The sequence below is a fragment of the Nocardia sp. NPDC051750 genome (genome assembly GCF_044453135.1).
Classification (GTDB): Bacteria; Actinomycetota; Actinomycetes; order Mycobacteriales; family Mycobacteriaceae; genus Nocardia.
On sequence record NZ_JBITCK010000009.1, the window covers coordinates 60758 to 82803 of the forward strand.

Consider the following 22046-nt stretch of genomic DNA (forward strand, 5'->3'; position numbering starts at 1 on the left):
CCTTGTCCGCGGCCACCTTCGCTTCGGCTTCGAGCTTCGCGGCTGCTGCCTCGGCTTCGGCCTTGTCCGCCTCGGCCTTCGCTTCAGCTTCCGCCTTCTTCTCGGCCCCGGCCTCGGCGTCCTTGCCCTCGGTTTCGTCCTTGTCCTCGGGTTCGGCTTGCTTTGTCGTGTCGGACTTTTCGGATTTGTCCTTGTCGGCGTCCGGCTCGGCCGTCTTCTCGGGCTCGGTCTCCTTCTCCGGCTCGGTTTCCGGGGGCTTCTCGTCCTTCGGCGGAGTGACGGTTTTCGTGACGTTCGCACTCGCCGGCGGCGTCTCGATGGTGCGGAGGATCATGTCGCCGGTGACCCAGAGGGTCCCCTTGGGCCCGGAGACCTCGATGAGGGCCACATTGCGCAGGCGGTGGCCGGCGGTCGGCGCGTTGGTGCGGTGGAGGTCGCGCAGGACGCTGCCGATGCCGCCGCTTATTCCCTTGCTCTCGGTCTGGCCGCCGATGGGTACGCCGGTGGGGCCCATCCGGGCGTTCGAGGCCACCGGGCCGCTGTAGCTGACAGTCGGGGCGACCGTCGTGCTCTTGCTCTCCGTGGAACTCATGCTGTCGACGGTGAATTTGAAGCGGTCGTTGGCGACGCTGTCGGCGGACTCCTCCTCGCGCGGCGAATACAGGCTGATCTTGACGTTGACGCCGTTGATCTTGACGTCTGCGGCGTGCTTCTGCGGGGTGAGCACGGAATCGGACGGCTCGATGTTGAGGAACGGAGCGGTTGACTCGGGCCCCAGATGGGTGAGGTCTCCGCTCGCGACGAGCGTGACCAGGCGGTTGTACATGGCCTCGGCCGAACGAGTGTTGTCGTTGGTCCGCAGCGAGGGATCGACGGCCAGCAGTGCCTCGGCGAGTTGCTGCGACGCGTCGAATTCGCGGAGGTCGAACGGCTTCTCGGGCTTCCAGGGCACGGCGGACAGCAGCTCGCGCACCTCCGCGGGGACTTCCTTCGCGGGCTCGGCCTTCGCAGTCTCCTTCGGGGCTTCCTTCGCGGGCTCGTCCTTCGCGGCCTCCTTCGCTGGCTCGACCTTCGCTGGCTCGACCTTCGCAGCCTCCTCAGCAGGCTCGACCTTCGACGGATCGAATCCGAAAATCGCCGGCTTGGTGCGCGCGACCTCGGTCGCGGCGGCATCGGTGGCCTTCGGGATCGGTTTCGTGTCCGAAATATGCAGGCGTACATGGGAAGTGGCATCGACCGTGTCCGATTCGGACTTGCCCGCAGGGGGGAGCTCCGTGGGGTCCAATCCCTGCGCGACACCCATCCCTTGCCCGGCGGCCAGCCCTTGGAGGCCCGAAGCCAGCAGGTCGCCGGCCTTGTCGGCAAGATAAGCCGACAACGACTCGGTCAGCGGCCGCGAATCGACCGTCACGCTGTACTCGGTCGGGACCTTGAACTCGTACTGGGCGTCACTGCTGCGCTCCCACGCGCTCAGGTCACGACTGGAGTTGTGGATGTCGCTGTGTTCACCCTCGCGCTGGACTGCAATCGTGGCCGAGGGGCGATGGCCGTTGATCTGACCGGCCAAAGGGGTGACGCTCACCTGATTGGCCTGGGAATGGCTGGTGCGGACGCTGGTCGCGCCGGGTTCGATCAGGGAGTTGCCGTCGGGGCGGATGTGCCGGTGGACGTTGTCCAGGGCGGCGGTACGCGGGACCTGTTTACCTTCCAGCGTAGCCAGGGTCTGGCCGTCGGGCAGGTCCTTGTCCGGCCGGGGGCGGGAGGTGAATGTGACACCGACCAGGCGCGGGAAGGGCCCGGTCCGGTCGACGAAGTGGAACGAGTGATTGCCCTCGGACCCGGCGTTGGCGAGATTGCGCACACCGAAGCTGGTGGTGTGCTCGTTGATCAGCGGTGCGACGCCGGGGTGGTAGTTGGTCGAGCCCACCGTGGTGGCGCCGGGTGAGACTTTCTCCACCAGTTTCGTGGCGGCGTCCTCGAGAGCTCCGCGGCCGTCGTCGAAGAGGACCTCGGTGACCGCGCCGAAGGACAGCAGGCCCTTGGCCGTCTCCGGATCGTCGGAGCGTTTACCGGCGTACGCGTCGGGGAGCAGGCGGCGTTCGGTCGGCTTCCACGTCTTGTCCGCCTGCTGCTCGTGTTCCTCGGGGACGATGTCCAGTTTCCAGCCTTGTTTCTCGGCCTCATCCTCGACGAGTTTCCGGTACTCCGGGTTGTCGTGCAGGTCGTTATCGGTGAGGAAGAACTCGAGCCGCTGGGGGGCGTCGACCACGCGAGTGCGGGTGGCGTGCGGCTTGCCGCCGAAGAGTTGGCGGACGGCATTGCCGACGTAATTGCGCATGCCGGCCTTGACGGTGACGACATAGTGGGCGTCCGCGGCGAAGCGGTAGACCTTGCCGCCGTAATCGGAGGTGACCCGCATGGTGTCGGTGGCATCGGCGGCGGTGACGCTCTTACTGGTGGTATCGCTGCCCTGCCAGCCGCCGCCGGGGCGGTAGCTCTTGTCGGCATGCTCGCCGATGGCGAGCTGCGCGGTGACACCGCCCTGGTTACCACGGTTGACAGTCTCGGTCCGTGCGGTGGTGTTGGTTCCCTCGAGCCAGTGCTCGGTGTCGATCGGCGTCGGCTCGAGCGCCTTGATGTTGTCGAAGTAGCCGCGGATGTCGACGCTGTAATCGGTACCGGCCACGCCGCCGGGGATCTCGCCTTCGAACTTGTAGGAGTCGCGGAAGATCAGCGGCGCGAAGGAGGTCATGTGCTGCGGCGAGAACGAGGTGTGCACGACCGATTGGACCGCGGACGTGGGATGGGTCGCCGAATCACCGAATGCGTTACGCCGGACCCAGTTTCCGGCGCCGACGGCCTTGTCCCACACCCAGTTGCCGAAGTCCGACCAGGACCCCTTCGAACCGTCCCCGGCCGGGGACGCCTTATCGCCTTCAGGCGAGGCGCCGGGCGGCTTCGGGACGTTGTTGTCTTCCGCGCCGAGGTCGGTGGCTTTCGGATCCTTCGGCTGCACCTCTTCCGCGTCATCGTCGGACAGCTCGAATTCGTCGGGGTGGGGAAGGTCGGCGATGTCGATCTCATCGAGATCTGTGGCGGCGGCCTCGACGGTCGTGTGCGCCGGGCGATTCTGAACCGCGGTCGTGGGACCGGTCGAGCCGGATTCGTTGCGGACCGATAGTTCGTGACTCTCCGTCTGCGGAGTCTGCGATCCGAACCAGGAGGTGACGGCCCTGCGGAACGGGCTCGTGTCCGGCATCCACGCACCGAGGTTCCACCCGGAGCCGGCGTTCGAGTCTTGTTGTTCGATTTGTTGCCGGTAGAACGGGAGCGTACCCTCCGGAGCCTTCGTGGAACTGTCGGGCGCGGCGGGGGGCTGTTCACCGTCCGCGGGCTTGCCGGACTCGGCCGCGACGTCACGTTCGATATCGCCGATGAGACCCATCGTGGCCTTGTGGAGTACCTCGCCGACCGGGTGTCCGGCGATGACGGCGGACAGCGGGAGCCGGCCGACACCCTTGTCGATCGAGGCTTTCGCGGCGAGGCCGAGGCTCGCGGTGACGTCGGTGGGTGGCGCGGCCGCGGAGTCCGGCTTGTCGCGGATCTCCGGTTCCGGCAGGCGGTCGGTAGTGGCTTTTTCGGTCGTCAGGTATGTCGGGACGGCCAGGTGGAAGCTGCCCTCATCCTCGATCGGGTCCGCGCCGGGACCGTGACTGTAGGCGATCTCCACGTAGTAGCGGGTGGGTACGTCGAAGATCTGGAGGCCGGGCTTGTCGGTTTTGTTGTTCGGGCTGAAGGTGTAGTTCTCTTCGGCGTGGTTGTGGTCGGCCTGGGTGGTCTTCGATGTGCCGCCCGACCGGACGTACGAGAAGTCGACGCTCGACAGCCCGCTGCCCGCGACGTCGAACGGGTTGGTCCATCTGGCCTCGGGGCCGGCCTCCCAGGCGAACGGTGTACTTTCGGACTGCTCCCCGCTGTGCAGGATGATGCCGGTGTAGTTCATCGTCTGGACGTCGTCGGTCGTCCATTCATGGGTGACGTCCCGATCCGGGTCCCGTGCGGCCTTGATGGTCACGGTGATGCGCTCGGTGTCGATGCCGTTGGACTTCTCGAACACGGTGCGGGAGCCGCCCTGGATCATATCGTCCGCCGTCGCGAGGCGACCCATCCTGGCTTTGATCTGCGCGAGTTTGCGGGAGTTCTCCAGTCGCTGATTCCTGGTGGAATCCTGGTCGAAGAAATTCCATTTCGCGTCCGCGGGCGGCAGGAAGCCCTTGCCGGCGACGAACGTTTCGATATCGTCGAATACTTTCGCGGGGATATCGACCTGGAGCGGTGTGGTCAGCAGTCCGAGTTGTTGCAGGTGCAGCAGATCCGGGGGCAGGTGGCGGTGTTTTCCTTCCTGGGGCCGGCGGCCGAGCGATTGCTTCGACGGCACCAGCATGTTGATCGGGTAGCGCTTCCCGGGCCTGCCCTCGTTCGGGTCTTTCCCGTCCTTGTTCTCGGCCGGGGCCAGGGGCGATCCCGGCTTCGGCTGGATTGCCGGGCCGTCGGCCCGGACGAATTTGACCCGGACCTCCATCTCGGGTGTGGTGTGCAGCAGGTGCGCCACCAGCCGCAGTGCACGCGACGTGAGGGCCCGGCCACCGTAGGTCAGCGCATGACTGTTCTGGTGCGATACACCGGCTTTGAGGGGCGTGAGGGTCCCCCCGACCGGCGAATAACCGGTCTTCTCGTCTGCCTTGCCCTTACCCAGTCCGAAGGGCAGCCCCAGCGAGGCGCCGAGCGCGTTGGAGATCATGGCTCTGGCCTGCGTGCGCAACGCGCGCAGCACGTTGTATTCGAGCCGGGAGGCGCCCGGCGTGGTGGTGGGTCCGGTGAGGGTAGTGCCGCCGTGGAAGTCGGCGATCTCCACCTCGAAGTACCCGAGCGGTTTGCCCGACGCCGTGTACAGGGTCGGGGACGCCGCCGAGCCGCCGTGCATCATCGGGATGTTGCCGCGGAAGTTGTCGCCGAAGAACGTCCGCAGCTGGACCGCGGAGACCTGGGAGATGCCCTTCACCTGATCGGGGAATGAGGCCATCACATCGGCGAAGAGCCGGTCGTGATGCGGGAAGTCGAGCGGACCGTAGAAGGGGAACTGCTCCAGGGAGGTGGAATCCTTGTCCTCCTCGGCCTTCGGCTCCGGGGAGGTGGACTCCTTGCCTTCCTCGACCTTCGACTCCGGGGAGGTGGACTCCTTGCCTTCCTCGACCTTCGGGTCCGGGGTCGTGGACGCCGGCTTCTTCTTGGAGCGGTGCCAGGGCGGGGGGATGGTGGCATCGTTCTTGGGATCGACCTTCGGGATCTCCCTGCTCTTGTCCAGGTATTTCGGGAACCAGGCCACCAGATCATCCGGGGCCGGTTCCTCGATGGGCATCCAGCCCGCCGCGGTCGGCATGTCCGGCGACAGCACACCGTCCACGCCGTCGTCGTTGAGACGTATCTCCCACTGCATCTCGTAGTCGTGCGGTACAGCGGCGGCTTCGGTGCTGCGCTTCTTGATGATCGACTGGATCGTCGAGTAGACCGATGTGCCCGAGGACAGCTGGTTGTGCGTGAGGTTGAACTGCGGTGCCAGGCCCCAGTTGAGGAACGTCTGGCTGAAAACATCCCACAGTTTGCTGCCGGAGAGTCCGGCCGAGCGCAGATCGTGGCCGCCCGCGGAGTCACTGCTCTCGGCGATTCCGTAGGTCCACCGCTGAGTACTCACCGCCGGCCCGTCGTTCGGCCGCGACTTCTCGCGCGCGCGCAGTTTCAGCCGCAGGAACACCGGAAACGGTTTGCCCTGGTATTCCACGGCCAGCGGCATACCCGATTCGCTCAGCAGGCGGTACATCTCGGCGGTGGTCAGGCGGTTGGTCAGTTTCCGGTCGACGGCCTCGCGGAATTTCTCGCCCGGGGCGCTTCCGGATTCGCTGTCCGGACCCGTCCTGCCCATGACGCGGTCGAACCGGGCGCGGACCGGACCGGTGGACAGGATCCTGTCCACCTCGTCCTTGAATTTCTGGTCGACCCCCAGTTCGTCTAGCTTCTCGCGAATTTCGGCGTCGGTCGCATCTGGATTGAATTCCCGGACATTCTGCAGCCATTGTCCGGCTTCGGATCTGGTGCCGCCGCTGGTCTCCACTGCGTGGACGACGTGTTTGCGCAGCCAGGAGATCGTGCGTGGCGGAATCGCCATGACATCGATCAGGTCCTCGGCGCCTGCGCGGTTCCGGCCGAAATTCCACACCGGATCGCTGAGGCCGGGAATCCGGACCTCGGTGATCGACGGATCCGACAGCAACGAGTCCAGGGTTGTCGACGCCGGCACCGCCCGACCCTCGGCATCGGTAATTTCGCCCGACTCGGACCTGATGTATCGCGCTCCGGATTCGTCGCCGAAGACTACGAGATCGTAGGTGTCGATGGGGCTCTTGCCGAATGCGGTCTTGGTCAGCGTTTTCGAACGGGAACCGAGTTCGGTGACCTCGTCCCAGCTTCGGGCCGGTGGGCGGTCGACCGCATCATCTGTTCCGGTGGTGAAGGTGTCGTCCGGCGCCGTGGACAACCCGATGCGGACATCACCGTCGAGAGTTGAGCCGAGATCCGTGGACACCGGATTGCCCTGAGCGTCGTAGAGCACCGCATACGTCCCCGCCAGCTCACGCGGAACGTGCGGCGGGAAAACCCGGGTATCCGGATCGGACGAATCATGCACCGCGACGGTGCCGTCCTCGCCCACACGCAGCAGATACGCATGAGCACCCACCCCATTGGCATCCGTGTAACCCCGGTAGTCGTCCACCACCAGAGCCACCGCACCCGGACCCCGCTCGACCAGCTGCGCGGCAATATGGTCATGGTTCCGGAACTGCCGCAACGGCGCACCCGCGCTGTCCGCCAGCGCCTCCGCGGGCATACCCGTGATACCGGACAGCGACTCGGCCACCTGAGCACGCGGACGCCCGGTGAACGCGGACAACTGTTCCAGCGCGATCACCGCACAGTTGACCCCACCCCACACCGCGGCCGGATCCTCCGGAGCGGTGTAGGCAGGCGGCTCCGGATAGCCGGGCAGGCGTTCACCGAGCTCGCCGTAGACCGGCAGCGGTTCGCGCGCGGGAGCCACGGCCTGAGCCATCACCGTTTCGGCGGGCGCTACAGACCGGTCTCCATCCTCGAGAACCACCAGATCAGTGATGGTGAACTCGGGATGACGCATCATCTGTTCCAGCACCGTGACATGCGAACGGCCGGGCACACCGGTGTCGGGATCGTAGACGTGGAAGTACTCGCTGTCGTCGATGCGCTGCACCGCCCATGTGCGGGAACGGTCGGAGTTCAGCATCCAGACCCGGGCGTTGTCGGGCAGATTCCGCAGCTGCACCGAATCGCGAGGTTCATGTCTGGCATTGCCGCCCAGGCTCAGTTCCGCCCAGGTGATCCACTGTGCATGGGTGCGGTCCTCGCTTTCGGCCCGCAGACCGGCGATGACGTTGATCGCAGCCTGGCGCTGGGTGGCTGTGAGTGTCGTGTAATCGAATCTGGCTCGGTCCGAGGGCCCCTGCAGCAACCAGTGCATCGCCAGCCAACCGCCGAACCGCCCCACCGTATCTCCGGGGAGTTCCGCTGTGCGGTGTGCGGGACGGATCCACAGACCTCGGTCGTTCGATTCGCCGGTCAGCTGCAGATAGGGATTGCGCATGGTCGTGGGGTGATGCCACGACTCCTGCTGCACGGTCGTCCGGCGGCCGTCGACCAGCGCGGTCGGCACTCGGCGGGACAATCCCTGGAACAGCCGCCCGAGCCCGGATCTCGTCCGGCGTTCGTACGGGGCGATTGTCGCGGGGAATTCACGTGGTGGTGCGGTCTCCGGCGCCGGCACCTTCACCGGCGGCTCGGTCGAACCGTCGTTGACCTGGGTGTCGAACTGATATCTCGCCGGTGTCGAGGGGCCTGCCTCGGTCTGCCCGGACGGGCTGCGACCGAGCACGTTCGACGGTGGCGAGGCCGGCCTGATACCGAGGGTGGTATCGATCGACGGGAAGTCTCGTTGCGGCTGGAATGCGGACGGATGCGACCCGGGAACCCGATCGGTACCCGGGCGCCCCGAGGGTGGGTAGATCGGCCGGATCGGTGACTGCGCCGGGCGAACAGTGCTGCTGCCGTCGGTATTCGGGGCCGGACGCGCGGAGGGAGTCGGAATCCGGACCTCGGTGATCGACGAATCCGACAGCACCGAGTCCAAGGTCGCCGAACCCGGCACCGCTCCCCCACCGGCGTCGGTCAACCCACCGGACCTGGACCAGACGTACCGGGCGCCGGACTCGTCGCCCAACACCACGAGAGCATCCGCGCCGGCCGGCCTCTTGGCGAACTCGGTCCGGGACAACTGCAGCGGCCCGGGACCGAGTCCGGTGATCTCGTCCCAGCTCCGGCCCGGCGAATCGTCGACCTCGTGGTCGGTTTCCACGGCATCGACAACATTGTCGCCGGGCGGGACGGACTCATCACGTGACGGAGTCTCAATGGGGTGGGACAGCGAATCTGTCTCGGCATTCGCGGGCCGTGGTGCCGGGCCCGGAGTCAGTACTCCGTGGTCCCCGTCTCCGGCCAGGTCCCGTTCTGCTCCTGGTACCAACCGGCCCAGGCCGCGGCCACCATCGCGTCGCTGCTCACCGGCTGCGGCAGCCGGGTCCGTCTGTCGATCACCATCGAGAACTGTTCCGCGGGTTTCACTGTCGACCCCACGCTGATGCGGTACTCGATCCGGTCCGCGCTCTCCTCGGTCCGTACCAGTTCGATCCGCGTCTGCCTCGGATAGATCTGCCGCCCCTCCGGGCTGCGACCGGCCTCGATCGCGGTCGTGTACTCCTCCGCTGTCCGCCGGCCCGACCAGCTCGGATACTGCAGTATCACTCCGGTCTCCGCGTTCACCACCAGATTCGATATCCCGATCGACCGGTCCTCCTCGGTCACCGCCGGCTGGATCAACCAGGCTCCGATCGGTATCCGGCCGATCAGATATGAACGCTGAACCGGAAGGGCTGTGCGCAGGTAGTCGTGGACCTGGTCCTCGGTCTGTAGCGGCAACGTCATCACTGGCTCCTTCGGCGGACGATTCATCGCTCACGAGGCGACCCGGCGGGATCGGTACGAAGTCGACCTCGATCGAATCCCGCACCATCCAGTCGATCGGCAGATCGGATGTCTCGCCGGACTGCGGATCCCACCACACCGGCCCGTCGGCGCCCGCCGGGTAAACGATCAGGCTGGTATGTCCCGGGCCCGGTACGGGCTTGCCGTCCTCGTCCCGCGGTGTACCGGTTCCGGCCTCACTTTTCCGGCCGGCGGTGGTGCGGACAACGGCCGCCGAGCCCGGGCCCAGCGCGGCCATATAGTCGGAGATGGCGGCGAATTGTTCGGAGACCGACAGATTCCCGCCACCGAAACTGTTCGGCCGGGACCCGAGGATATGGTGAACCCGCTGCATACCGTCGCGCTCACCCGCGACCGTATCGATGGTTCCGTTCACCATATCGGGATAACGGGGTGCGGCGACTTCGGGTCGCCCGAGGAAGGTCGCGAGCCCCGACAGGGTGCAGTCGAGGCAGTTGTTGCTCCGCCCCAGCACGCTGGTACCGCCGGGATTGATCAGCTCACCGTACCGCTTCCCGTTGGCCATGACCGTGCGCGGATCGGCGTACGCCACGAAGTTTCCGTCGGGGCCCCGGAGCGCATCTTCGACGTCCTGTTGGAGTGCCGGGTCTTCCACCGGTGCGAGCAGGCCCGGCCCGAAGACCCGGGTTCCGCTCGGGTTGGCCAGGTGCATCGGCGGATCCAGCACCGGATACCTCGGCTGCGGTACCTGATCGTGCTCGGGCCCGGTCCCCTGGACCGGATTCTCCGAGGACACCGGAGAAGCCGCCGGAACCGGTTGCCGCACCGGGCCCGGGGGCGGCGCGGCCTGCGGACCGGCGTTCATCGGTATCGGGATCGGCTGGCCCTGCGGTGTCGCAGGATCCGGCGACTGCGAGTCCGGCGCCGGACCGGCCTGCGCCTCCGCCGGCTGCTTCTGCGCCGGGCCTCGCTGCGTCACCAGGTCCTGGTGCTGAGCCGGGCCTTGTTGCTGAGCCGGACCCTGCTGCGGGGATTGGCTCTGCTGCGGGGATTGGCTCTGCTGCGGGGCCGGGCCCTGTTGCGGGGCCGGCGGCTGCGGCCCGGGCGCGGGTTGCACCCGGTACTGCGACTGCTGGTTCGACGGCAGTTTCGGCGATTCTTCGGCACGGGAACTCTTCGGCGAACTGTCTATCCCCGCCTGCGGCGACCCGTCGGACCGCACCACCCGCGCACCGTCCGCACCGGTGCGCTCCGGCGTGGCGGAACCGTTCTGTGGCATCGCGGTCAGCGGCCCGGACCGCGTACCCGATTTCGGGCTCGACTGTTCCCCTGCCGAATCCTTGGCGGCAGCGGAGTTCGGCGCCGCTGGCTGATTCGGACTTCCGCTCGTGGTCGAATTCGGCCCCCCGGCGGCGCTCGACGCCGGCCCGCCGGCTGCCGTCGAACTCGATCCGGTAGGTGCCGGGCCGGACGTACCGGTCGTGGCCGGTCCCGTCGCTCCGGGTGTCGTCGAGCCGGGCGCGGCCTGGTTGGGCGCACCCGCCGATACCGGCCCGGCCGTGGACGCACCGGGCGGAGCCGCGGTCGGCGACTGGGATTCGTTCGACTGCGGTGCCGTGACCTGCTGCCCGGTATCGCGCGGACCGCCCGTCTCGCCGCGTGTTCCCTCGCCTTCGCCGGAAGCGGAGTTACTCTCGCCGGTAACAGCGTTCGGATCACCGGCTTCCGAGGGCCGCTGCCCGGCATCGGCGTCGGGACGTGCCTCCGCATCCTGGCCACCGGCCTGCGACTCCGGCCCCTCCTGAGCACCGACCTGCGACTCCGGCCCTTCCTGCCCGGCGACCTGCGACTCCGGCCCCTTTTGACCACCGGCCTGTTGGTCGGACGAACCCTGGTCGCTGCCGTCCGGGCCGGTCGTCGTCTCGCCGCCGGTGGAGCTGACGGGCGGAGAACTCGGCTGCTGCTGACTGCCCGGCCCGGACTCGCCTGCCGGGTTCGGCACCGGTGTGTCGCCGCTCTGCGAACCCGGCGGGGTCTGCTGCGCCGGGCCCGGAGTTTCGGATGTGGGCTGCTGCGTCGGCGGCTGCTGGCCCGGCTGCTGCGATGGCCCCTGCTGTTGCGACTCGCCCCTTCCGCTATCAGCGGAATCCGATGTTTCGGGGGTGTTGTTCTGCCCCGGCTGATCGCTGTTCGGATCCGGGCGCGAAGAGTTCTGCTCCCCGGGCTTCTCATCGCCGCCCGGCGACGACTGACCGCCCGGCGCCTGTTCGCCGAACGACTGCCGGCCGCCCGGCGACTGCTGTCCGTTCGACCCGAAATCCGATCTCCCCGAACTCGGCGAGGTATTCGGGCCGCCCGGAGAGTTCTGCCGGTCCTGTCCGCCCGGCGAGGAGGAACCCGGATTTTCGCGGGTGCTTTCCGTCGGCGGCGGATTGTGCGATTTCTCCCCGTTCGGCGCGGACCCGTCGCCGGGGCCGGGACCGGGAACGAACTCCGAACCGATCTCCCCGCTGTCGGCCCCGGCCGACCAATCGGTCGGGGCCGACCGCCCGAACATGCCCGCGCCGTAGAAGCTCGACGGATCCGCCGCCCCGACCATGGCGCCCTGGATGAAGCCGCCGGCCACCCCGATACCGGTGATGCTGTCGCTGAGGCTCTGCCCGGAGACGCCGGCGACGAGCAGACTGCCGAAGATCCCTGCGATTCCGTCCGCGCCGGCTCCCACCACCGCGTTGCGGGTCGGCCGTCCCCACCAGTTGTCGAGGTTGTCGCCGAAGTTCTTGTTGAATCCGAAGCCGTTGTCGAATCCCTTGTTGAGTCCCTTGGCCACCCCCGCGCCCACCGGCTCCGCGGCGCCACCGGCGAGAACGCTGTAACCGAATTCCTCACCGTTGAACTCGTCACGCTTACCGTCGGCCATCTGGCCGAGCTGCACCGACGCGTTGATCACCGCTTCTTCCGCGGCGCCCTGGATCACCTCCGAACCTATGCTGCCCCAGTCACTGGCCGTGGGCATCGTCGGTTTGCCGTTGGCAAGGTTGCGCCAGAAACTCCGCTCTATCTTCGGGGCACCCAGTTTCGACGCCAGATTCTTGATCGCTTGCTGGGTGCCGGTACGGATGGCCTGCATGATGGCCCGCGTGGTGCCGATCGCCGCGGCTTCCACCGCGGGCGCGGTGGGCGGGAAGAGCCAGGCCAGGGCTATTTCGACCGCAAGCCAGCACAGCGTGATGATGATATTGATCTTCGCGGCCTGCAGTTCGGTGCCGTAGTCGAAGGTCGACTCCGACGTTCCGAGCATGCTGTTGACCAGCGCTTCGAGGGATTGGTCGCCGTATCGGAGCTTGTCGTAGCGAGCGGCCATCTCCGCCTGGGCATCGCCTGCCTGATATGCCGCCATGGTGGCCTGTTTGGCCAGCTCGATCGCGGCGTACAGGGCCTGCAGCGCCTCGGCCTCTTCCTTCCAGACCTCCGAGACCGCCCAGGCTTTGTCTTCGTCCCCGTCCGGCCATTCGGCGCCCGCGATCCAGCCCAGCCAGCGCATTTCCTCGGGTAAGTAGAGAGTCATCGGGACAGCGCATTCGAAATCACTGTGCTGATCACCCAATTCATCCGACGACCGGTTCGGTCAGATTACCGCAATCCAGATGATCGGATCATGACATGGATGGAAATTCGGCCCCAGCCAGTTACTGCCGCGTTGCCTCTGCGTTACCTCGCGGGTGCCGTCCCGGCCCCGGGCGTGAACTCGGTTGAACCGGCTGCCCAACACCGTGTTTCCAGCCACCGAACAGCGCCGGGATCCGGCGCCGGCCACCCCCGGATCAGAGTCGTTGCCCGCGCGCCCGGGCGGATTCTCGACGGTACGGTTGATTCGATCGTGGTCTGGCTGGAAGGCGGAAAATCGGAAATGGATCCCTCGCGCTGTGTTGTCCTGGTGCCGGTCGGCAGCCATATCGAGAACGGATGCGAGGACGGCCTGCGGAAGCTGGAGCGGCGGGGCTACACCGTATGGCGCAGATTCGGCTCGTCGGCCATCGACCAGGCGCGGAGCCAGCTCGCGACCGACGCGCTGGCCGCGGGTTTCGAGGAGCTGATGTGGATCGACTCGGATATCGGTTTCCACCCGGACGCGGTGGACATGCTGCGCGAACACGATCTTCCGGTGGTCAGCGGGGTCTATGCGAAGAAGAATGCCCGCGCGATCGCCGTCTACAAACTGCCCGAATCGGAGAGTTTCGTTTTCGGCGAGGGCGGCGGGCTCACCGAATTACGGTACGCAGCAACCGGTTTCCTGCACACCCGGCGCTTCGTGTACGAGAAGATCGTCGAACAGGAGCAGCTTCCGGTGTGCAACCTGCGGTTCGATCAGCCGATCGTCCCGTACTTCCTGCCGATGCTGCTACCCGAGGACGACGGAAACCACTGGTACCTCGGCGAGGATTTCGCCTTCTGTGAGCGTGTCCGGCGCAGCGGATTCGATCTGTACGCCGATACCCGCATCCGCCTGGAACATTTCGGCATCTACGGGTTCACCTGGGAGGACGCCGGCAGCGCCCGAGAGCGCTACGCGACCTACAACTACCGGTTCGACTAGGGGGTGCGCCGCGCCGCGACGCACCCCCTGGCGAACGGGCGGGAGCTACTCGGCGGAGCCCGCGCTGCGCTCGCGCACCGCGGTGATGATCGCCGAGAAATCCCGGCCGCCGGAACTCTCGTTGAATTCGCGGTAGATCTCCGCGGCCAGCTGACCGATCCGGCCCTCGACACCGTTGGCGCGCAATGCTTCCGCCGCCAGCCCGAGATCCTTGTTCATCAATGCCGTCGCGAAACCCGGCTGGTAGTCGTTGTTCGCCGGGCTGGTCGGCACCGGGCCCGGCACCGGGCAGTAGGTGGTGAGCGCCCAGCTCTGTCCGGACGCGGTGGACACCACGTCGAAGAACGACTGGTGGCTCAGCCCCAGTTTCTCCCCCAGCACCAGCGCTTCGGACAGGCCGATCATGGAGATGCCGAGCAGCATGTTGTTGCAGATCTTGGCCGCCTGGCCGACCCCGGACGCCCCACAGTGCACAACCTTGGCGCCCATCACCTCGAGCACCGGCAGCGCCTCGGCGAAATCGGCTTCCGCGCCGCCGACCATGAACGTCAGCGTGCCGGCCGCCGCGCCCGCGACACCACCGGAGACCGGGGCATCCAGTGCCCGGTGCCCGGCCGCCGTGGCCGTTTCCGCGGCCGCCTTGGCGTCGGCGACATCGATGGTCGAGCAGTCCACGAACAGCGTGTCCGGCGCCGCGACCGGCAGCAGTTCGGCATACACGTCGCGCACCAGTTTGCCGTTGGTGAGCATCGTGATGACGATGTCCCGGCCGGTGGCCGCGGCGATACCGGTGTCCACCAGCGCCACACCGTCGGCACGGGCCTGTTCCTGTGCGGCGGCCGACGGGTCGAACGCGTGCACGTCATACCCGGCCTTGACCAGGTTCGCCGCCATGGGCCCGCCCATATGGCCGAGACCGAGGAAGCCGATCGTCTTGCTCATTACTTGTCCTCCGGAGTTGTCAGACCCAGTTCCCGCGCCCCGAGTTCGGCGAAATACGCGTCGACCTGCGCGGCGGTGACATCGGTCGCAGTAGCGGGCGACCACTGCGGGTTGCGGTCCTTGTCGACGACCTGCGCGCGGATTCCCTCGACCAGATCGTGCGAGGCCAGCGAGGCGATCGAAACGCGGTATTCCTCGTTCAGCACCGCCTCCAAGCTGTCCGCCCTACCGGCCGACCGCAGCGACCGCAGGGTGACTTGCAGCGCGACCGGCGATTTACCGAGTATCGCGGTGGCGGCGGCATTCGCCTCGGTATCGGGGTGCTCCTGCAGATGGGCGACGATCTCGGCGACCGTCTCCGCGCCGTAGCACGCATCGATCCACGCACGCTGCCCGAGCAGCACCGATTCCGGCGCCTCGGTGGCGTATTTGGCGATCGCGATATCCGCGGATTCCGTCTGCAGGGTGGTCAGCAGGGCCGGAATCTGTTCGGCGGGAACGTAATAGTCCGCGAAACCGGTGGCGATGGCGTCACCCGCCTTCATCCGTGCCGTGGTGAGCGCGATATGGGTGCCCAGTTCGCCCGGCGCCCGCGACAGCAGATAGGTGCCGCCGACATCGGGGATGAAACCGATTCCGACCTCGGGCATCCCGATGGTCGACTTCTCGGTGACGATCCGGTGGCTGCCGTGCGCGGAGAGCCCGACCCCGCCGCCCATCACGATCCCGTCCATCACCGCGACATACGGTTTCGGGTAGCGGCCGATCAGCGCGTTGAGGATGTACTCGTCCCGCCAGAACTTCCCGGTGGCCGAGTCCGCCGCCGACCCGATATGCCCGGCGGCCTGCTGTTCCTTGGCGTCGTGATGAATGGCGACGATATCGCCGCCGGCGCACAGCCCGCGTTCCCCGGCGCCGGTGATGGCGACGGTGCGCACCGAATCTTCGGTGGCCCAGGCGCGCAACTGCTCGGTGATGGTCAGCGCCATCGCATGGTTGAGCGCGTTGATGGCCTTGGGCCGGTTCAAGGTGATCAGTCCGAGGCCGTCACGCTGTTCGACCAGGACTTCGGGTTCGTCGCTCATATAGTTCCTTCCGCGCAAGCCGGCGCGACCCAGCCGAACGCTGTGTCATTCGCCATGATCGGGCACCCTCCGTGGTTACGCTCCGCTACCGCCTCCGGGCGCTGACCGATCATGCCGGCGTACCCGCGACGGACGCCGTCATCGACCGGGCCACGACCATACGCATGATCTCGTTGGTGCCCTCCAGGATCTGATGCACCCGCAGGTCCCGGACGATCTTCTCCAGCCCGTATTCGGCGAGGTAACCGTAACCGCCGTGCAGTTGCAGGGCGCTGTTGGCAACCTCGAACCCGGCGTCGGTGCCGAAACGTTTGGCCATGGCACAGAGTTCGACCTTGTCCGGCGCGTCCGCGTCCAAGGCCGCCGCCGCCCGCCACAGCAGTGTCCGGGCCGCCTCCAGCTTCGTCCGCATATCGGCCAGTTCGAACTGCAGCGCCTGATTGTTCAGCAGCGGTGCGCCGAACGCGGTGCGCTGGGCCAGGTAGGGCACGGTTTTTTCGAGCGCGGCCTGGGCCCCGCCCACCGAGCACGCCGCGATATTGAGGCGGCCGCCGTTGAGCCCGTTCATGGCGATCCGGAATCCGTCGCCCTCGGCGCCGAGCCGGTTGGCCACGGGGACGCGGGCATCGGTGAGGATCACCTGCCGGGTGGGCTGGGCGTTCCAGCCCATCTTCTTCTCGTTCGGCCCCACCTCGAGGCCGGGGGTGTCGGCCGGGATCACCAGCGTCGAGATTCCCCGGCCACCGGTGTCCTGGGTGCGGACCATCATGACGTACACGTCGTTGCTACCCGCACCCGAGATGAACTGCTTGACACCGTTGACGATGTAGTCGTCGCCGTCGCGTACCGCCCGGGTGGTGATGGCCGCGGCATCCGACCCCACCCCCGGTTCGGTGAGCGCGTAGCTGGCCAGCAGATCCATCGCGGTGAGCCCCGGCAGCCAGCGGCGGCGCTGTTCGTCGTCACCGTAGGCGTCGATCATCCAGGTCGCCATGTTGTGGATGGAAATATAGGCGGCCACGGCCGGGCAGCCGGTGGCGAGCTGTTCGAAGATGCGGACCGCGTCCAGCCGGCGCAGCCCGGACCCACCGAATTCCTCGTCCACGTAGATGCCGCCCAGCCCGACCGCACCCGATTTCCGCAGGACGTCCACCGGGAAATGCTTCTCCTGATCCCATTCCACGGCATGCGGGGCCAGGTATTCGTCGGCGAACTCCCGGGCGGTATCGCGGATGGCCCGCTCGTCCTCGTCGAGAGTGAACATGATCATTCCATCGTGGGGATGACGAAGCTGTTGCTCTCCTTCAGCCCCGCCGGCCACCGCTGGGTGACGGTCTTGGTCTTGGTGTAGAAGCGGATCGAATCGGGGCCGTGCTGGTTCAGATCGCCGAACCCGGACCGCTTCCAGCCGCCGAAGGTGTAGTAGGCGATCGGCACGGGGATCGGGACATTGATCCCGACCATGCCCACCTGCACCTTGGCCGCGAAGTCACGGGCGGCATCACCGTCGCGGGTGAAGATCGCGACACCGTTGCCGTATTCGTGATCGTTGGCGAGCGCCAGGGCTTCCTCGTAGTCGCCCGCGCGCACCACGCTGAGCACCGGGCCGAAGATCTCGTCGGTATAGATCGACATCTCCTTGCCGACCCGGTCGAACAGGGTCGCGCCGACGAAGTAGCCGTTCTCGGCGCCCTCCACGGTGATCCCGCGGCCATCGACCACCAGTTCGGCGCCCTCGTCGATGCCCTGCTGGATGTACTTCTTCACCCGGTCCACACCGTCGAGGCCCACCAGCGGCCCGTAGTCGGCGCCGGGATCGTCGGATTTGCCGACGTTGAGCTTGTGCACCCGCTCGGTGAGCTTCTCGACCAGCCGGTTCGCGGTCTCCTCGCCCACGGGCACGGCCACCGAGATCGCCATACAGCGCTCGCCGGCCGAACCGTAGCCGGCACCGATCAACTGGTCGGCGACATCGTCGAGATCGGCGTCCGGCATGACGATGGCGTGGTTCTTCGCGCCGCCGAAGCACTGGGCGCGCTTGCCGTTGGCGGTGGCGGTTTCGTAGATGTACTGCGCGATCGGGGTGGAGCCGACGAAGCCGACAGCCTTGATCCGGGGGTCGTGCAGGATGGTGTCGACGGCTTCCTTGTCGCCGTTGACCACGTTGAACACGCCCTCGGGCAAACCGGCTTCGAGGAACAGTTCGGCGAGCCGCAACGGGACCGAGGGATCGCGTTCGGAGGGCTTGAGCACGAAGGCATTACCGCAGGCCAGCGCCGGACCGGCCTTCCAGAGCGGGATCATGGCCGGGAAGTTGAACGGGGTGATACCGGCGACCACACCCAGCGGCTGGCGCATCGAGTACACATCGATCCCGGTGCCCGCGCTCTCGGTGTATTCACCCTTGAGGAGGTGCGGAATACCGATCGAGAATTCGATCACTTCGAGCCCGCGCTGGATATCGCCCTTGGCGTCGGGAATGGTCTTTCCGTGCTCGCTGGACAGCAACGCGGCAAGGGAATCCATCTCGTCGTTGACGAGGGAGACGAACTTCATCAGGACCCGGGCCCGCCGCTGCGGGTTCGTCGCGGCCCAACCGGCCTGAGCGGCTTCGGCATTCGCAATGACCTGCTCGACCTCGGATTTACTCGCCAGCGGCACCCGGGCCTGCACCTGGCCGAGGTTCGGGTCGTAGACGTCGCCGAACCGGCCGGACGCGCCCGGGACGTGCTGCCCGCCGATGAAATGTGTGAGTTCTCGAACCATGGCGATTCCTGCCTCGTGTCGGGGGTGGCGGGCGCGGCGCTGCGGCCGTCCGTCACACGAAGATCATTCTTGCGGGCGTCCAATAGTTGGACGTCCAAGCAAAACGATACACCCGACCCCACCAACAAACCAGACCTTCCGGTTTACGTGGCGTTCTTCGCGGACCGGGTCAGCAGATAGCTGCCGATCCCGAGCACCACCGCACCGACCACCAGAATCGCCCCGGACGCCCCCGCCGATTCCCCGGTCCAGTCCGCCACCGCCTCCACTGCCGCCAAGGTCAGTGCGGCCGCGCCACCCAGGCTCAGCACCCAGGAGCGGTCGGTGGCGTAGACCGCGAAACACACCACCGACACCACCGCCGTCAGGACATACGCCAGCCGCATCTCGTCGAACACATCGACCATCTGCGCCCCCGCCACCGCCAGGACCACCCCCGCCACATACCCCGCCCACACCTCGAGCACGGCCCGCAATCGCGACAATCCGAGCCATCCGAAACCGAGAACCAGCACCCCCAGGCCGGTGAGATCACCGTCGATCCCCAGCACCTCGCCCAGCAAACCCGACACCGCCGCCGCACTGAAACCGGCGCACACCAGCAGCCCGAGCAACGACGGCAGCGCGGCGTAACCCACGGCCGCGGCCACGAGACCGGCCGCGGCGGCATACACCCAGGTGGTATCGGTGCTGACATTCCCGTCGTCGAAGACGGCGCCGGCCGCGGCCGCGATACTCACCGCGGCCAGGGCGAGCAGCACTGCCGCCAGCCGCGTCCGCGCGGTATGCCCGGTGGCGGGGAACCGGCGCCAGGCCGGACGGAACAGCACCGACCGCCCACCGGCGGTGGCGACACCCGCGACGATCAACCCCAGCGCGACCAGGACGAACAGCACGAACCGGCCGACCTTCGCCATATCGTCCCAGGATTCGGCCAGGATCAGCACCAGGCCGCTGAGCAGCAATCCGGCACCCGCATACGCGGCGATCTCGGCGAGCAGCCGTGCCGGAGTAGGTCGTGGGGGCTCCTCGGCCAGCGCTGTCACCACCGCGCCCAACTGGGTTTCGTCGAGCACGCCCCGCCGCACGAGATCCACCAGTGCGGCCGGAGCCCGCTCGGGTGCCCGCCCGACCGGCTGCTTCTCGCCACCCGTCCGATCCGATAGGCGCTCGCCACCGGGCCCGGGCGCAGTCTTGCCGCCGACGCCGGCCGAAGTCATTTCACCACTGGCCCCAGCGGGAGCCACGACACCACCGATTCCGGCCGGAGCCGTATCGCCACTGCTTCCGCCCGAGGTCTTGCCACCCCCGATTCCGGCCCGAGGCTTCCCACCGCGGGTTCCGGCCCGAGCCTTCGCATCGCCCGTTCCGGACGGAGTCGTATCGCCGCCGATGCCGGCCGGAGCCGCGCCGACACCGATTCCGCTGCGCGTCTCCTCGCCACCGCCGCCGGTCGGCGTGTTGCTGGTGCCGGGTGCGCCCGGCACTTTGTCGCCGGCGGTTCGACCCGCGGTCTTACTCGCGCCGGTTGCGGCCGACGACTTGCCTGTTCCGCTCGATGATTTGCCGAAACGGCGACGAGCGGGAGCCTTCGGATCGCCCGCGGACGGGATTCCCGGCTCGGCCCGCGCCGCTCCGGGCTCCGCGGGGCGCGACTCACCCGGCAAGTTCTGCTGCGACGCTTCCGGCGCCGAATCCTGTTCGGCCACAGCACCCAGTATGCCGCCCCGGCCGCCGACTTTCGCGCCGCGAGATCAATCCACCCCGGCGGGGGTGCGCACGCGCTACGCTCGGGCCCGCGAACCGACGACGATCGCGGGAAGGAGCCGGCAGCGCCATGGACATCGGCGAGATCCGGATCATCGACGCGCACATCCATCAGTGGGACCCGTTCACCAACCCGCGTGAATTCAGCCGGACAGCGAAACTGCTGCGGGCCCTGCCGCTCCCCCTCGGACTCGCGGTGCGGCTGGCCCCGCGCCGGGACCGGGAATTCATCGGCGACCCCTCGGCGTATCTGGGCCCGTACCTGCCCGCCGACTACCGGTCGGACGCCGGTGAGCTGCCGGTCGAATCGGTGGTGCATATCGAGGTCGAATGGACCGGGTCGAAGGCGGAGGAAACACGCTGGGTCACCGCACTGCCGTTCGGGGTGGACACCCCGGCGCTCGCGGCGGTCAGCGGCGGCGGTTTTCCGGCCGATCCGGGGTTCGCCGAACTCCTCGAGGCGCACCTGTCGGCGTCGCCGCTGGTGCGCGGGATCCGCAGTATGGTCGCGCACCACCCGGATACCGGTATCCGCAGTTTCGCGCCCGGGCCGAACGCGCTGCGCGGCCCGGCTTTCCTGGACGGTTTCGCCGCCCTGGCCGAACGCGAACTGGCCTTCGAGGCGTGGGTGTACTCGCATCAGATCCCGGAGGTGACCGCGCTCGCCCAGCGCTATCCGAAAGTGACCATCATCCTGAACCACCTGGGCACACCCGCCGGAATCTTCGGCCCGGTCGGCAAGCACACCGGCCGCGACGCCGCGGCACGCAACCGTATTCTCGAACGCTGGCGCACCGATATCGCCGACCTGGCCGAATCGCCGAAGGTGGTGGCGAAGATCAGCGGGCTGATGATGCCCATCCTCGGGCATCCGGTCCCGCGGGCCGGCACCTCGACACCGGTGCCGGAACTCGCCGACCGGATCGGCCCCCTGCTGCGGCACGCCGCCGATGTGTTCGGTCCCGACCGCCTCATCTGGGGGTCGAATTTCCCGGTCGACCGGCCGATCACCTCGATCACCGGCAGCGCGGAAGCGGTCTCGACCGTCCTGACCGAGCACATCGGTGATTCCGCACCGCTGGAAAAGATCTTCCGGACGAACGCCCAGCGGGTCTACCGGCTGGACTGACTTCATTCCGCCCGCGGATAGACCCGGGGTTCTCCGCACCACGCCGGCGACCCGGTCACGCGGGCCGGGCCCGGTCAGGCGCGTAGTTTTGCGCCCGCCGGCCAGCTGCCGTCGCGCCGCCACCGCGATTCGGCCCAGGTGACGGTGTGGGTACAGGTCACGTGGATATCGCCGGTATCGGTGTGGTAACGGAAGGTTTCCTTGTCGATGGTCAGCAGATGCTCCGTCGGCGGTTCCTCGGGCGGCACTTTCAGCGAACGAGCACGGACCCGGTATTCCACGTCCGCCGAGGTGTCGCGCACCCGGTCGACCTGCATCTCCCAGGTCGGCGGGTACACCTGGTAGCCCTGGACCGGCCGGGCGGAGCGGATATCCTCGTCGTACATTTCGCCGATCATCAGCGGGTGCAGGCTCCCGTGCGCGGTGATCACCCCGGTTCGCCGGTTGATCACGTAGTTGCCCATACCGAAACCCGCTTCGCTGTTCTCCTCGGGCAGTTCCTCCCGGCACACCCAGCCGAACTCACACGGATACACCGCGAATACGGCTTCCGGGCCGAATGCCTCTGCCAGGTACTGCCGCACGTCCTCCACGGTTTCCAGCAGGTCGGGCATAT

At 67.4% G+C, this 22046-nt stretch carries 9 protein-coding genes (1 of these 9 cut by a window edge); 2 read left to right on the forward strand and 7 right to left on the reverse strand.

The window, feature by feature from the left end; translation table 11 throughout:
* On the reverse strand, nt 1-12712 hold the start of the coding sequence (locus ACIA75_RS33880; RefSeq protein WP_397111149.1) for a toxin glutamine deamidase domain-containing protein. Its footprint begins 19067 nt before the window's first position; 12712 of the gene's 31779 nt are visible here — the first part of the coding sequence; it begins with the start codon at nt 12710-12712; its stop codon lies beyond the left edge, outside the window.
* A 312-nt stretch (nt 12713-13024) separates the two neighbouring features.
* On the opposite strand from ACIA75_RS33880, the gene ACIA75_RS33885 reads away from it, so the two are divergent.
* Nucleotides 13025-13741, forward strand: coding sequence for a hypothetical protein (locus tag ACIA75_RS33885; RefSeq protein WP_397111150.1), 717 nt, complete (start codon nt 13025-13027; stop codon nt 13739-13741).
* A gap of 45 nt (nt 13742-13786) precedes the next feature.
* Here the strand turns inward: ACIA75_RS33885 and mmsB are convergent, their stop codons facing one another.
* The 5 genes from mmsB to ACIA75_RS33910 form a co-directional block, all read right to left on the reverse strand.
* The gene (gene mmsB / locus ACIA75_RS33890) at nt 13787-14683 is read right to left on the reverse strand and encodes a 3-hydroxyisobutyrate dehydrogenase (protein ID WP_397111151.1); all 897 of its coding nucleotides are present in this window, start codon (nt 14681-14683) and stop codon (nt 13787-13789) included.
* Nucleotides 14683-15768 (reverse strand): enoyl-CoA hydratase/isomerase family protein, encoded by a 1086-nt coding sequence (locus ACIA75_RS33895; protein WP_397111152.1) that lies wholly within the window; start codon nt 15766-15768, stop codon nt 14683-14685. The genes mmsB and ACIA75_RS33895 overlap by 1 nt, the downstream gene beginning before the upstream one ends.
* Before the next feature lie 109 nt (nt 15769-15877).
* Nucleotides 15878-17032 (reverse strand): acyl-CoA dehydrogenase family protein, encoded by a 1155-nt coding sequence (locus ACIA75_RS33900; protein ID WP_397111153.1) that lies wholly within the window; start codon nt 17030-17032, stop codon nt 15878-15880.
* 2 nt (nt 17033-17034) lie between these two features.
* Nucleotides 17035-18534, reverse strand: a complete 1500-nt coding sequence (locus ACIA75_RS33905) for a CoA-acylating methylmalonate-semialdehyde dehydrogenase (protein ID WP_397111154.1) — start codon at nt 18532-18534, stop codon at nt 17035-17037.
* 143 nt (nt 18535-18677) lie between these two features.
* The gene (locus ACIA75_RS33910; RefSeq protein WP_397111155.1) at nt 18678-20243 is read right to left on the reverse strand and encodes a DUF2157 domain-containing protein; all 1566 of its coding nucleotides are present in this window, start codon (nt 20241-20243) and stop codon (nt 18678-18680) included.
* 128 nt (nt 20244-20371) lie between these two features.
* Between ACIA75_RS33910 and ACIA75_RS33915 the strand changes: the two genes are divergently transcribed.
* Nucleotides 20372-21430: an amidohydrolase family protein gene (locus ACIA75_RS33915; RefSeq protein WP_397111156.1), complete on the forward strand. Its 1059-nt coding sequence runs from the start codon at nt 20372-20374 to the stop codon at nt 21428-21430.
* 74 nt (nt 21431-21504) lie between these two features.
* On the opposite strand, the gene ACIA75_RS33920 is transcribed toward ACIA75_RS33915, so the two are convergent.
* A complete protein-coding gene (locus ACIA75_RS33920; RefSeq protein WP_397111157.1) occupies nt 21505-22044 on the reverse strand; it encodes a hypothetical protein in 540 nt (179 codons plus the stop codon).
* Nucleotides 22045-22046 lie beyond the last annotated feature (2 nt).